Source organism: Nonomuraea sp. NPDC049480, assembly GCF_044465905.1.
In the GTDB taxonomy this organism is placed as follows: domain Bacteria; phylum Actinomycetota; class Actinomycetes; order Streptosporangiales; family Streptosporangiaceae; genus Nonomuraea.
Genome location: NZ_JBITMD010000034.1, coordinates 96,938 through 109,693 on the forward strand (window position 1 = coordinate 96,938; position 12,756 = coordinate 109,693).

The following is a 12,756-nucleotide window of genomic DNA, read 5'->3' on the forward strand; positions in this document are numbered from 1 at the left end:
ATGCGTTCCTGGCTGCAGGACTGGACCCGCGACCTGGTCGAGCCACTCGTCCCGCACGTCAGCCCGGGCGGCGCCCGGGTGAGGCTGGGCGTGAACGCCGCACTGCACGACGACACCGCCGCGGAGCTGGAAGCCTACGCCCGGCCGCTGTGGGGGCTGGCCCCGCTCGCCGCCGGTGGCGGCGCCTTCGCCCACTGGCCGCTGCTGCGGCGGGGCCTGGCCGCCGGCACGGACCCCGGCCATCCCGAGTACTGGGGCGAGCCGGGCGACGAGGACCAGCGGATCGTCGAGATGGCGGCCATCGGGTTCGCGCTCGCCCTGGCTCCCGAGCAGCTCTGGGACCCCCTCGACGGCTGCGAGCGCGACCGGGTGGCCGCCTGGCTGGCCACCGCGCTCGAGCGTTCGACGACCGACAACAACTGGCGCTTCTTCGGCGTGCTCGCCTCGCTCGGCCTCGACAGGGTCGGAGTGGCCCACGACCGCGCGCCGGTCGAGGCCCGGCTGGACCGGCTGGAATCGTACGCGCTGGGCGGCGGCTGGTACGCCGACGGGCCGACCGAGCGGCGCGACTATTACGTGTCGTTCGCCATGCACTTCTACGGCCTCCTCTACGCCACGCTCGCCGGAGAGCGGGATCCCGCCAGGGCCGAGCGCTTCCGGGAGCGGGCGGCGGCCTTCGCGCCGGACTTCCAGCACTGGTTCGCGGCCGGCGGGGCGGCGGTGCCGTTCGGGCGGAGCCTCACCTACCGGTTCGCGCAGGCGGCGTTCTGGGGGGCGCTGGCGTTCGCCGGGGTGGAGGCGCTGCCCTGGGGCGTCGTCAAGGGATACCTGGCGCGGCACCTGCGCTGGTGGCGGGGACGGCCGATCTCCGACCCGCGCGGCGTGCTCACCGTGGGCTACGGCTACGCGCAGCCGACGCTGGCCGAGCAGTACAACGCACCCGGCTCGCCGTACTGGGCGATGAAGGCGATGCTGCCGCTCGCGCTGCCCGCCACGCACCCGTTCTGGACGGCGGCCGAGGCGCCCGCGCCCGAGCTGGAGGAGGTCAGCACCCAGCCGCACGCGGGCGCGGTCCTGATCAGGGCCGAGCAGGGGCGGCACGTGGTCGCGCTCAGCGGCCGCCAGCATCACGCCTGGGTACGGCACGGCGCGGACAAATACGCCAAGTTCGCTTACTCCTCGCATTTCGGCTTCAGTGTGCCCGCCGGAGCGTCCGGGCTCGAGCAGGGCGCCTACGACAGCGCGCTGGCGCTCAGCGACGACGGCGTCCACTACCGGATCAGGCAGGAGCCGTTCGACTGCACCGGGGGCGACGGGTGGCTGTACTCGCGGTGGCGGGCCGCCTCCGACCTGGAGGTCGAGACCTGGCTGCTGGCCGAACCGCCCTGGCACGTACGGGTGCACCGGCTGCGCACGGGGCGCGCGGTGCGCTCGGCGGAAGGGGGCTTCGCCATCGACCGCGACCTGCCGCTCCTTCGCGACTGCGGACCGGGACACGCCCGGGCCAGGGGAGAGCCGGGCCTGTCGGCGATCGAGGACCTGACGAGCCGGCCGGGCGGGGGCGGGGCGGCGGACCTGACCCGTCAGGGGAGGCTCGTGGTGGCGTTGCCCGGCACCAACGTGCTGGCCAGGCGAACCCTCATCCCGACGCTGGTGGCCGAGCACGAGCCGGGCGAGCACTGGCTGGCCTGCGCCGTGCTGGGCCTGGCCGGCGCGCCCGGCGGCTGGCCGGCGGCGCCCGCCGTACCGGATCTGACCGCACTTCTCGCTGCCGACACACCCGGAGGACCCCCATCATGAAACGACTCATCCTTTTATGCGCGCTGATCGTGGCGTCGGCGGGGCTCACCGCGCCCGCGCACGCGGCGCGGCAGACCCACCTCTACCTCTCGCCCGGCGGCGACGACGCGGGGCCGGGCACGGCGGCGCGGCCGTTCCGTACCCTGCAACGCGCCAGGGACGCCGTGCGCGCGATCAACGACGACATGGACGCCGACATCGTGGTCCACGTCCGCCGCGGCGACCACCGCCTGGACCAGCCGGTCGAGTTCACCGCCGAGGACTCGGGCACCGGCGGGCACCGCGTGGTCTACCAGGTGTGGGACGGGCCGCCCGGCTCCGCCAGGTTCGTCGGCGGGCGGCAGGTCACCGGGTGGACCCGCTATCGGGGCAACATCTGGCAGGCCAAGGTCGGCCACCGGTTCGACACCCTCTACGAGAACGGCGTGCGCGCGGTCAAGGCCCGCACCCCCAACCTCGCCCCCTCCGACCTGGTGACCGCCAGGGCGGGGTACTTCGTCGGCGAGACCGGCGACCCGAGCCACTCGGTGCTGCACTACAAGGCGGGCGACTTCGACCCGACAGGCTGGGACCTGCGTGACGCCCAGCTCTACCTGTGGCCGCGCGCCAACTGGTTCGCCGAGCACGCGCCCATCGCCTCCATCGACCAGGACGCCCGCACCATCACGCTCAAGAACGAGGCCAGGCACCCGCTCGGCCAGCCCAACTACCCCTCGCGCTTCTACTTCCAGGGCATACTCCAGCTCCTGGACGCGCCGGGCGAGTTCCACCTCGACACCGCGTCCGGCACCCTCTACTACTGGCCGCGGCACGGGTTGGGCGACGTGGTCGCGCCTCGCACCGAAACCCTGCTCAAGCTGACCGGGGCGCACGACCTGACCTTCGACGGGCTCGGGTTCGAGGCCACCGACTTCACCGACTGGTACCGCCACGGCTACCCCTTTGAGAACGGCTCGGGCGAGAACCACCAGTACGCCATCTACGACCGGCAGATCGAGATGGCCGCCAACCGCACCGGCATGATCTTCATGACCGACACCCACCACATCACCATCAGCCGCTCGCGCTTGCGCAACTCCGGCCATTCCGCGATCTACGCGTTGTTCGCCAACCACGACAACCGCATCGAGTCCAACCTCATCGAGCACACCGGTTACGCGGGCGTCTTCCTCGAAGGCCGCTACCCGGGCGAAGGCGACGTGCTGACCCGCAACGTGATGACCGGCAACCTCATCCACGACGTCGGCGAACTCCTCGGCCACGGCGCCGGGTACATCCTCATGCAGGCGTCGGACAACGAGATCTCCCACAGCGAGATCTACAACTCCCCGCGCTTCGGCACCTACCTCGCCGGATACCGGGAGATCCCCAACGAGCACCTGTACACGCGCGGCAACACCGTCAGGAACCTGAACATCCACGACGTCATGCAGGACAGCCGCGACGGCGCCGGCGTCTACACCTTCGGCACCAGCACGGCGCCCGACGGCCCCTTCCAGGTCAACACCCACGACCAGATCGTCGTCAACAACGCCTACAGTCACCCCGAGGCCAGCAACAGCCAGGGCCACGCCGGCTCCAACCCGGCGGCCGTCTACCTGGACGAGGGCACGTACGGCACGGTCGTCAGCAACGTGCAGGCGGAGAACATTCAGCGCGATCCGGTCTACAAGACCAACAAGAGCGCGGGCGTGGTCACCAACTCGAGCTGGCAGCCCGCCTTCGACGCCTCGAAGATGGCCTACCCCTCGATCGGGCTGCGCGCCGGCTTCCCCTACCGCACCCTGCTCGTCAAGGCGGGCAGCCCGTCGGACCGGCACTTCCTGCACGGCAAGCGGGGAACGGCCGGCGACGTCACCTACCGTCAGGGGACGTTCTCCTACCGCCTGCCGGTGGACAACGGCACCTACCAGGTGCGGCTCACCTTCGTCGAGCCGGTGTTCGCCGAAGCCGGCAAACGGGTCTTCTCCGTCGCCGCGGAAGGCCGAGACGTCGTGAGCGACCTGGACGTCTTCCAGGCGTCCGGCGGCCAGGGCAGGCCGATCGTCCGCGAGGCGCGGGTGCGCGTCACCGACGGGCAGCTCGACCTGGCCTTCACCCCGACGGCCGGCGAGGCGATCGTCACCGGCATCGCCGCCATACCCCGCTGACACGGTCGTCCGGCTCGGCGGCCCAGACGCTCCGTCCTCGTGGATGCCATGACATGGCGGCATGTCTCCTCGCGGTTGCCCATGCAGGGGCGTCTTCTGGTTGGCATGTGCGGCATGTAGTGTGGTGGCTTGTGACGACGTTCCGGATCAGCGAGGCCGCGGCGCTGCTCGGGGTCAGCTCCGACACCGTCCGCCGCTGGGTCGACTCCGGGCGGCTGGCCGCCGAGCGGGACGAGCACGGCCACCGGCTGGTGAACGGCGCCGAGCTGGCCGCGTTCGCCCGCGCTCAGATCGAGGCCGTCGACCCCGGGCGGTCCTCGGCGCGCAACCGCTTCCGCGGGATCGTCACCGAGGTGATCAAGGACTCGGTGATGGCCCAGGTGGAGATCGCCGCGGGGCCGTACCGCGTTATGTCGCTGATGAGCCGGCAGGCCGCCGACGAGCTGGGACTGGAGCCGGGGGTCGTGGCGGTCGCCGTGGTCAAGTCCACCAACGTCGTCGTGGAGATCCCCGCCCACGAGCGGGAGTGAGGAGCGGCCACGGTGTTCAGGCGACGTCTGGGATGGGTGGTCGTGATCGCGGTCGCCTGCCTGTCCGCGTGCGGCTCCGGCGGGCCTGCCACGTCCGCCGGCGGGGGCGGGGCGAAGGAGATGACGGTGTTCGCCGCGACGTCGCTGACCGGCACGTTCACCGAGCTCGGCAAGGTCTTCGAGGCGGCCCATCCGGGGACGACGGTGCGGTTCAACTTCGGCTCCAGCGCGACCCTGGCCCAGCAGATCACCCAGGGGGCGCCCGCCGACGTGTTCGCGGCGGCCAGCCCGGCCACCATGAAGACGGTCACGGACGCGTCCCTGGCGGGCGCGCCGGTCACGTTCGCGCGGAACACCCTGCAGATCGCCGTGCCGGCCGGCAACCCGGCCCGGGTGGACGCGCTGGGGGACCTGGCCGGCCCCGAGGTGAAGGTCGCGCTCTGCGCCGAGCAGGTGCCGTGCGGCGCCGCCGCGGTCAAGGCGCTCGGCGCGGCCGGGGTGAAGATCACCCCGGTGACGCTGGAGCAGGACGTCAAGGCCACGCTGACCAAAGTCGAGCTGGGCGAGGTGGACGCCGCGCTGGTCTACAAGACCGACGTCATCGCCTCGGCGGGCAAGGTCGAGGGGATCGCCTTCCCCGAGGCCGCCCAGGCGGTCAACGACTACCCGATCGCGGCGCTGGCCAAGGCGCCCGCCGGCGCGGTGGCCAAGCAGTTCGTCGATGTGGTGCTGTCGCAGCGGGGCAAGGACGTGCTGGCCAAGGCCGGGTTCGAGGTGCCCTGATCACGATGAGGCCGTCACAGGAGAAGCAGCTCGCCGGGCGGCTGCCGTGGGTGCTCGTGGTGCCCGCGCTGCTCGGCCTCGCCTTCCTGGTGCTGCCGCTGGCCGGGCTGGTGATCCGCGCCCCCTGGCCCACGCTGCTCCAGCGGCTGGCCGAGCCGCAGGTGCTGGAGGCGTTGCGGTTGTCGCTGGTGACGGCCACCATCGCGACGGCCGTGTGCCTGGTCCTGGGCGTGCCGCTGGCCTGGCTGCTGGCCCGGGTGGACGTTCCCGGCCGGCGCCTGGTGCGCGCGCTGGTGACGGTGCCGCTGGTGCTGCCTCCGGTCGTCGGCGGTGTCGCGCTGTTGCTGGTGCTCGGCCGCCGGGGCCTGGCCGGCCAGTGGCTGGAGTCGGCGTTCGGCCTCACCCTGCCGTTCACCACGGCCGGGGTGGTCGTGGCGGAGGCGTTCGTGGCGATGCCGTTCCTGGTCATCAGCGTGGAGGGCGCGCTGCGGGCCGCCGACCGGCGTTACGAGGAGGCGGCGGCCACGCTCGGCGCCTCCCGCTGGACCGTCTTCCGCCGTGTCACCCTGCCGCTCGTCGCCCCCGGCGTGGTGGCCGGGGCCGTGCTGTGCTGGGCGAGGGCGCTGGGGGAGTTCGGCGCCACGATCACGTTCGCGGGCAACTTCCCCGGCAGCACCCGCACCATGCCGCTGGCCGTCTACCTCGCCCTGGAGACCGAGCCGGAGGCCGCCATCGTGCTCAGCCTCGTCCTGCTCGCCGTCTCGGTGATCATCCTGGCCGGGCTGCGCGACAGGTGGGTGAACAGCCCATGACGCTCGACGCCCGCCTGGTCGTCACCCGGCCCGCGTTCACCCTCGACATCGCCCTGCAGGTCGCGGCCGGCGAGGTCGTCGCCCTGCTCGGTCCCAACGGCGCCGGCAAGACCACTGCCCTGCGCGCCCTGGCCGGGCTCACCGCCCTGTCCGGCGGCGGCCGCATCACGCTCGACGGCCGGCCCCTGCACACCCTGCCGGCCGAGCAGCGCCCCATCGGCATGGTCTTCCAGGACTACCTGCTCTTCCCGCACCTGTCCGCCCTGGACAACGTCGCTTTCGGCCCCCGCTGCCGCGGCGCCTCCAGGGGCGCGGCCCGCCGCGTCGCCGCCGCGCTCCTGGACCGCGTCGGCCTGGCCGGCCACGCCGCCGCCAAACCCCGGCGGCTGTCGGGCGGCCAGGCCCAGCGCGTCGCCCTGGCCCGGGCGCTGGCCGTGGAGCCGCGGCTGCTGCTGCTCGACGAGCCGCTGGCGGCCCTCGACGCGCACACCCGGCTGGAGATCCGCTCCCAGCTCCGCCGCCACCTGGCCGACTTCGACGGCGCCACCGTCCTGGTCACCCACGACCCGCTCGACGCGATGGTGCTGGCCGACCGGCTGATCGTGGTCGAGAACGGCGCCATCGTCCAGCAGGGCGCGCCGGCCGAGGTGGCGCGCCGGCCGCGCACCGACTACGTCGCCCGCCTCGTCGGGCTCAACCTCTACCGCGGGCTCGGCGACGGCACCCGGGTCAAGGTCGGCGATCTGCTGTTCAGCGCCATCGAGCAGCTCGACGGGCCGGCGTTCGTGGCGTTCTCGCCCGCCGCCGTCGCCCTCTACCGCACCCGGCCCGACGGCAGCCCGCGCAACCTGTGGGAGGGCGTGGTCGACGGCATCGAGCGGCACGGCGACAACGTACGCGTCCACCTCGACGGCCCGATCGCCGCCTTCGTCGACATCACCCCGGCCGCCCTCGCCGACCTCGACCTCAGCCCCGGGCAGCGCATCTGGGCCTCGGTGAAGGCCACGGAGACGCACGCGTACCCCGCCTAGATCACGATCGGCACCCGGGTGCCGGTGCGGACCGACTCCAGCGCCGCCGTCACCATGGCCAGGCTGCGGATGTTGTCGTGGCAGTCGCCCTGCGGCGGCCGTCCCGTACGCAGCCCCGTCACGAACTCCTCCAGCCCCTCCGCCAGCCCGGTGTAGCGCCTGCGCCCGGGGAACGGGTCGGCCTCCTGCTCGTACGACCGCACGACCTGCCCCTCGGCCCCCTCCGCAGCCGGGTCGCCGTCGCCGTCCCAGCAGGCGGTGCCGCGCGTGCCGGCGGCCCGCCAGCTGCCCGTCCACGACGTCGGCCGCCCGGGCGCCGACCAGCTCCCGGTGAACGTGTACCGCAGCCCGCCGGTCATCTCGAAGATCGCGGTGGCCGAGCAGGCGCCCGGATACCAGGTCCACCCGGGCCGGAACGACTCGCAGTAGACGGAGACCGGATCGGTCCCGGATACCGCCCGCGCCGCGTCGAACAGGTGGATCGCCATGTCCTGCAGCAGCGGGTGCTCCAGCGTGTAGAGGAACGGCGCGCCCCGGTAGGGCATGAAGAAATCCGAGGTCAGCAGCCCGAGCGGACCCAGCTCGGCCACCGTGCGGCGGAAGGCCACCAGGCTGCGCATGTAGCGGCGGTTCTGGTTGACCGCGAACAGCCGCCGCGCCTCGTCGGCGGCCTTCACCATGGACCGCGCCTCGTCCAGGGTGACCGACATGGGCTTCTCGCTCAGCACCGACACCCCGCGCCGCAGCGCCGTCACCGTCACCTCGTGGTGCGCCTGGGGGACCGTGCAGTTGACGATGAAGTCCGGCTCCTCGCCGTCCAGCACGGCGGTCAGCGACGTGCTGACGGGCAGGTCGTCGAGGCCGAGCTCGCCGGCGGCGGCGACGGCACGGTCCTCGGCCACGTCCACCCAGCCCACCAGCTCGGTGCCGGGGTGAGCGAGCAGTTCCGGCGCCCACTGGCCGCCGATGAACCCGGCGCCGACCACCACGGCGCGCAGCGGCCGGTCCTCGCCGACGGTCGCGAAGGTCAAGGCGGCTCCTACCACTGGATGGGGGTGTGGGCGTTCTGGAGCGGCTCGCCGACGCCGTCCGGCGGGGCCGCCCACAGGACGGCGTTGGCCAGCACGCGCCGCACGCCGGGGTGGTGGTAGACCGGATACTCCTGGTCGCCGGGGCTGAAGTAGAAGACCCGGCCCAGCCCTCTGCGGTAGCAGCAGCCGCTGCGGAACACCTCGCCGCCGCTGAAGTTGCTGATGAAGACGAGCTCGTCGGGCTCGGGGATGCCGAACGGTTCGCCGTACGTCTCCTGGTGGTCGATGACCAGCGGATGGGGCACGCCGCGCGCGATCGGGTGGCCGGGGGAGACCGTCCAGATCAGCTCCCGCTCGCCCGCGTCGCGCCAGTTCAGGGTGCAGGTGGTGCCCATCAGCGCGCGGAAGATCTTCGAGTAGTGGCCCGAGTGCAGCACCAGCAGGCCCATCCCGCCGAACACGCGCCGCCGGACGCGTTCCACGACCTTGTCGTCCACCTCCTCGTGCGCCATGTGCCCCCACCAGGTCAGCACGTCGGTGCCGGCCAGCACCTCGTCCGTCAGGCCGTGCTCGGGATCGTCGAGTACGGCGGTGCGCACGCGTACGCGCTCGCCCAGCGCCTCCTTCAGCCCGGCCGCGATGGCGCCGTGGATGCCGTCGGGGTAGCGGCGGCGCACCTCCTCCTCGCGCGGCTCGTGGTAGTTCTCGCTCCAGACCGTGACGTTGACCGCCATCCGCTTCCTTCCGGGTCGTGGCTCGACGCATCGATTCCTGCCCAGGCGGCGGTCCCCGGGAAACGGCGCTTCCGGACCTTTCCGGCATTCGGCTGGAGCGCCTACCCGGTCAGGGCGTTCAGTGCGCGATCCACGTCGGTTGTGGTGTTGTAGACGTGGAAGCTGGCGCGTACCTTGCCCGCCCGCACGGCCGCCCGGATTCCCGCCTCCGCGAGCCGTTCCCCGGGGGCGTCCACCGACACGATGGCGGTGCCGGCGGGCTCGAGGCCCAGTCCCGTGCGGAAGCGGTTGGCGAGGGCGACGTTGTGGTCGTGGATCCGCTTGACGCCCAGCTCGTTGAGCAGCTCGATGGCCGGGGCGGCGCCGACGTACGAGAACCAGGCCGGCGACAGGTCGAACGCGCGGGCGTCGGCCGCCAGCCGCAGCGGCGGCCCGTAGTAGGAGTCCTCGCCGGCCCCGCCGTACCAGTTGGCGGCCAGGGGACGCATGCGCTCGCGCAGCCGCGGCGACAGGTAGCCGAAGGCGGCGCCCCGCGGCGCCATCAGCCACTTGTACGCCGCGCACGCCAGCGCGTCGAGGCCGTCGACGTCCACGGGCAGCCAGCCGCACGCCTGGGAGCCGTCGGCGATGACCAGCGCGTCATGGGCGCGGGCGGCGGCCACGATGTCGCGCAGCGGGGCGACGTCGCCGGTGGCGGACTGGACGAGGCTGAAGGCCACGGCGGCGGTCGAGCCGTCGACCGCGTCGGCCAGCCGGTCGGCGGGCACGGCCTCGATCTCGGCCGCGACCGCCCAGGGGAACAGGTTGCTGGTGAACTCGATGTCCGGCACCACGACGCGGGCCTTGGCCGGCAACGCCGTGGCCACGACGGACATGATCTGCGACACGGTCGAGCTCACGGTCACGTCCGCGGCGTTCGCGCCCACCATGCGCGCGAACGCCGCCCGCGACCGTCCCACGGAGGCGTCCCAGGGCTTCCAGTCGCCGGACCCGTGCCGCCACTCGGCGAGCACGGCCTGAAGCTCTTGGAAGGCGTGGCGCGGAGGCAGGCCGTAGGAGGCGGTGTTGAGCCATCCGGGGTCGGCGTCCCAGAGCTCGCCTGCGGTGGCGATGTCCATGGGGTCAGACTAGGCGGTCTTGCCGGGGCGGAGGCGGCCGGGCAAGATCGCATGGGTTCGGCGGAAGGAGAGAACATGCGGTGGCTGGACGTGCGCCGGCACAGTCTGACCAAGAAGGGCGAGGCGCGGGGCCGCGGCTCGCATCTGTCGGCCGGCGGCGTCGCCCTGGCGCGCTCCATCGGCTCCGGGGCCGGGCCCTACGAGCGGGTCGTCACCAGCTCGTCCCCGCGAGCCGTGGAGACCGCCGTCGCCATGGGGTTCGCCGTCGACGACACCGTGGAGATGCCGTCCGGGTACGTGCCGGAGGAGATCCCCCGGCATGCCCAGTGGGAGTGGAGCGAGCCGTACCTGCGGCTGGCGGAGATCGTACGGGCGGATCGCGCCGCGGCGGCGGTGGGCGAGGCCCTGCGCGCGATCTGGGCGGACACGGCCGGCGGCGTCGCGGAGGGCGGCACGGCGCTGCTGGTCGGACATGGCGGGGGGATCGAGCTGGCGCTGGTGGCGTGCCTTCCCGATGCCCCGCACGCCTCCTGGGGAGCGCCGTTCGGGCACGGCGACGGCGTGCGGCTGGGCTACGCGGATGGTCGTTTCGTGAGCGCCGAGTTCCACCGGGCGCCTCCGCACTAGTGAATCTACAATGTAAAGGCGCCTGCTTCGGTGAAATTTTCTACCTCGACGACTCCAACAGCCGCAACAAGAGAGAAGCCAGGTCCGTCCCGTGCGGCAATCAGCACGATCGCTCCTCGGACGCTCTCTCACCGGTGGTCGCCGATCATGAAGCTGGTCTGCGGTGGCTGGTTGCAGGACCGCGAGCACGGCCGGCTCATCAAGGCGGTCAGCGCCGTTTGTGGCGTATTTATGGCGGCTCTATGGTGGCGCGGATAGATAATCGCGGAAGATGTACTGCCTCTTGCGGGAAACGGCCCGAGAAGGAGCATCTAATATGTCACGCCCATGCGAAGCGATTGGAGAACGACTGCATGCAAGGTAAGCGTGCGACGCGAGCTGCGCTGGTCATCGCAGTCGCCACCGTCCTTACGACCATCGGCATCGCCTCTCCGGCTCAAGCCGCAAAGTGGCGCGTGTGGGGGGTATACGAAGAATACGAGACATGCTTCGCCGCCGGCGAAGCGCTGAAGGACTCCAAGTACACGTCGAAATTCAAGTGTGACTGGGACAGTCCATACTTCGCTCTGTACATCTGGAAATGATCCCGTACTAGAACATCAAGGGACATTCGGCAGACATGGCAGGCACGGTTACGCGGCCCAATGAGAGTCGTGTGACCGTGCCGCATGGTTGGAATGAGTGCACCTGTCGTCGCTGCCTGTGCCGGTCGGCGTCACGGGGTCCAGTCAGCGAGACTCGGTGACCGCGCGCCTTGCGTATGCCCTGGACCGGCACAGGGAGCGGTCACCTTGCCGAGGCCGTGTGGGCGCTAGTACTTGCGGCAGTCGTGCTTGGCCAGAACCAGGCTCATCCCGGCGACCTTGTTCTTGAGCGACACGTAGAAGAGGTAGCGCGCTTTCTTGTTGCCCGGTACGCCGGCGGTGGGATACCCGCCCGGACCGCGCCGCAGATCGGGGTAGGCGGCCTTCAGCTGGGCCCTGGTGGAGCCGATGCCGATGCCCTGAGGCGTTTTGAGGTCGGTAGGAGCGACGATCATGGCCAGGCCGTACTTCTTCGAGATGTACATCCCTACCCGGTAGTTGGGGTACGGGTTCTCCTTCAGGTCCCAGGCCGTGCATCTGGCGGAGTCCCCGACTGGTTTGCGGGCGATTCTTCCGGTCGCCTTGGCCTTGGTGGCGGTCATGCCGAGCTTCAGGTTGCCGTACCCGTACGGCCCGAGCGTCGGCTTCCGGGCGGCGAGCGCTGCGGGCGCGACGGCGACCGGCATGACACCTCCCGCCAGCGCCACCACCAGCGCTGAGCTGCCGATCCGCAGGGCTGTCGTCGTCCGCTTCATAGTGCTTCCTCCTTGATCTTTGACTTGATCACTTTAGTGATAGTTCGGATTGGTTGTGGGGAATTCGTGCATCGCGGTGGCGATCACTTTGACGATGCTGCGGACAACGGTCCGGCTCTGACGGTCCTTGGTCTCGTAGGAGCGGGCGATCATGTCGCAGGCCTGGACGGTGAGTACGTGCCCGGTCTTGAACGAGGCTTCGGCACGCGCGGCCGCCAGGCCGTAGGCCGCGACGCGGACGACAGTCGCGTCGTCGAGTTCCGCGCCCTGGAACGCACCGTCGTGCAGCAGGACGAGCATGCGCGCGGCGTGGTCGGGGTGGCCCAGGTCGGTCGAGAGGTCGCGCAGCATCCCGGACAACCACATGCGTTGGTGGTCGATGACCGCGCGCACCGGGTGGCCGGGGTCGGGGTACTCCGCGGCGGCGTTGAGGAACTGGCAGCCGGACGTGGTGGCCGATCTGATCGTGGAGGCCGCCAAGGCCACGCGCTCAACCTCTCCTCAGTCGGTTCTACTCAGCGCGCGGCCAGTCAGCCGCTGCGCTCGTGGGGACGGCGGGTTGTGGAGGAAGAGACGAGGAGAACGATCTTCCCGCGCCCGTGCCCGGTTTCGACGGTGCGGTGCGCCGCGGCGGCCCCTGCCAGTGGGAAAATCTGCCGGACGTGTAGCTTGATCTTGCCTTGTGCGTAGAGTTCTACGACTTCTTCTAGTACTCCAGTGACATTTCGCGATCATGGTTGGGATCTGCGCTGGTAGTGGCAGCGTCGAGCGGCGGCTTGATGACGGCGGCGCCATTGTGAC

12 protein-coding genes and 1 pseudogene are annotated in these 12,756 nt (G+C 71.4%); 7 read left to right on the forward strand and 6 right to left on the reverse strand.

Annotated elements, in window-relative coordinates; translation table 11 throughout:
- The 6 genes from ACIBX3_RS53435 to ACIBX3_RS53460 all read left to right on the forward strand — a co-directional run bounded on the left by ACIBX3_RS53435 (window position 1) and on the right by ACIBX3_RS53460 (window position 7,106).
- Window positions 1–1,800, forward strand: coding sequence for a DUF2264 domain-containing protein (locus tag ACIBX3_RS53435; RefSeq protein ID WP_397128486.1), 1,800 nt, complete (start codon window positions 1–3; stop codon window positions 1,798–1,800).
- Entirely contained in the window at window positions 1,797–3,950 is a 2,154-nt protein-coding gene (locus ACIBX3_RS53440; RefSeq protein WP_397128487.1) for a malectin domain-containing carbohydrate-binding protein, read from the forward strand. The genes ACIBX3_RS53435 and ACIBX3_RS53440 overlap by 4 nt, the downstream gene beginning before the upstream one ends.
- Window positions 3,951–4,081: 131 nt before the next feature.
- A complete protein-coding gene (locus ACIBX3_RS53445) occupies window positions 4,082–4,480 on the forward strand; it encodes a molybdopterin-binding protein (RefSeq protein ID WP_397128488.1) in 399 nt (132 codons plus the stop codon).
- Between the two features lie 12 nt (window positions 4,481–4,492).
- Window positions 4,493–5,263: a molybdate ABC transporter substrate-binding protein gene (gene modA, locus ACIBX3_RS53450; protein WP_397128489.1), complete on the forward strand. Its 771-nt coding sequence runs from the start codon at window positions 4,493–4,495 to the stop codon at window positions 5,261–5,263.
- Between the two features lie 5 nt (window positions 5,264–5,268).
- Complete coding sequence (locus tag ACIBX3_RS53455) at window positions 5,269–6,075, forward strand: ABC transporter permease (protein ID WP_397128490.1); 807 nt, start codon at window positions 5,269–5,271, stop codon at window positions 6,073–6,075.
- Window positions 6,072–7,106 carry an ABC transporter ATP-binding protein gene (locus tag ACIBX3_RS53460; protein ID WP_397128491.1) on the forward strand — a complete coding sequence of 345 codons (1,035 nt, stop codon included), beginning with the start codon at window positions 6,072–6,074 and terminating at the stop codon, window positions 7,104–7,106. Before ACIBX3_RS53455 ends, ACIBX3_RS53460 begins: the two co-directional genes overlap by 4 nt.
- Here the strand turns inward: ACIBX3_RS53460 and ACIBX3_RS53465 are convergent.
- From ACIBX3_RS53465 to ACIBX3_RS53475, 3 genes are all read right to left on the reverse strand, one after another.
- On the reverse strand, window positions 7,103–8,137 hold the full coding sequence (locus ACIBX3_RS53465) for a Gfo/Idh/MocA family protein (RefSeq protein ID WP_397128492.1): 1,035 nt from the start codon (window positions 8,135–8,137) through the stop codon (window positions 7,103–7,105). The genes ACIBX3_RS53460 and ACIBX3_RS53465 overlap by 4 nt on opposite strands.
- An 8-nt stretch (window positions 8,138–8,145) precedes the next feature.
- Window positions 8,146–8,871, reverse strand: a complete 726-nt coding sequence (locus tag ACIBX3_RS53470) for a ThuA domain-containing protein (RefSeq protein ID WP_397128493.1) — start codon at window positions 8,869–8,871, stop codon at window positions 8,146–8,148.
- Window positions 8,872–8,972: 101 nt separating this feature from the next.
- Window positions 8,973–9,989 carry an aminotransferase class V-fold PLP-dependent enzyme gene (locus tag ACIBX3_RS53475; protein ID WP_397128494.1) on the reverse strand — a complete coding sequence of 339 codons (1,017 nt, stop codon included), beginning with the start codon at window positions 9,987–9,989 and terminating at the stop codon, window positions 8,973–8,975.
- 75 nt (window positions 9,990–10,064) lie between these two features.
- Between ACIBX3_RS53475 and ACIBX3_RS53480 the strand changes: the two genes are divergently transcribed.
- Window positions 10,065–10,616, forward strand: coding sequence for a histidine phosphatase family protein (locus ACIBX3_RS53480; RefSeq protein WP_397128495.1), 552 nt, complete (start codon window positions 10,065–10,067; stop codon window positions 10,614–10,616).
- A gap of 811 nt (window positions 10,617–11,427) precedes the next feature.
- Here ACIBX3_RS53480 and ACIBX3_RS53485 read toward each other — a convergent pair.
- The 3 genes and pseudogenes from ACIBX3_RS53485 to ACIBX3_RS53495 all read right to left on the reverse strand — a co-directional run.
- Entirely contained in the window at window positions 11,428–11,955 is a 528-nt protein-coding gene (locus tag ACIBX3_RS53485) for a hypothetical protein (RefSeq protein ID WP_397128496.1), read from the reverse strand.
- Window positions 11,956–11,988: 33 nt separating this feature from the next.
- The gene (locus ACIBX3_RS53490; RefSeq protein WP_397128497.1) at window positions 11,989–12,441 is read right to left on the reverse strand and encodes a hypothetical protein; all 453 of its coding nucleotides are present in this window, start codon (window positions 12,439–12,441) and stop codon (window positions 11,989–11,991) included.
- 44 nt (window positions 12,442–12,485) lie between these two features.
- Window positions 12,486–12,659: pseudogene (locus tag ACIBX3_RS53495) on the reverse strand (zinc-binding dehydrogenase); the annotation flags it as partial.
- Window positions 12,660–12,756 lie beyond the last annotated feature (97 nt).

Bases quoted from the DNA above. Each gene is read 5' to 3' on its own strand.
- ACIBX3_RS53480 (WP_397128495.1), top strand. From the start codon at position 10,065: ATGCGGTGGCTGGACGTGCGCCGGCACAGTCTGACCAAGAAGGGCGAG.
- ACIBX3_RS53475 (WP_397128494.1), bottom strand. From the start codon at position 9,989: ATGGACATCGCCACCGCAGGCGAGCTCTGGGACGCCGACCCCGGATGG.
- ACIBX3_RS53485 (WP_397128496.1), bottom strand. From the start codon at position 11,955: ATGAAGCGGACGACGACAGCCCTGCGGATCGGCAGCTCAGCGCTGGTG.
- ACIBX3_RS53470 (WP_397128493.1), bottom strand. From the start codon at position 8,871: ATGGCGGTCAACGTCACGGTCTGGAGCGAGAACTACCACGAGCCGCGC.
- ACIBX3_RS53455 (WP_397128490.1), top strand. From the start codon at position 5,269: ATGAGGCCGTCACAGGAGAAGCAGCTCGCCGGGCGGCTGCCGTGGGTG.
- ACIBX3_RS53460 (WP_397128491.1), top strand. From the start codon at position 6,072: ATGACGCTCGACGCCCGCCTGGTCGTCACCCGGCCCGCGTTCACCCTC.
- ACIBX3_RS53435 (WP_397128486.1), top strand. From the start codon at position 1: ATGCGTTCCTGGCTGCAGGACTGGACCCGCGACCTGGTCGAGCCACTC.
- ACIBX3_RS53440 (WP_397128487.1), top strand. From the start codon at position 1,797: ATGAAACGACTCATCCTTTTATGCGCGCTGATCGTGGCGTCGGCGGGG.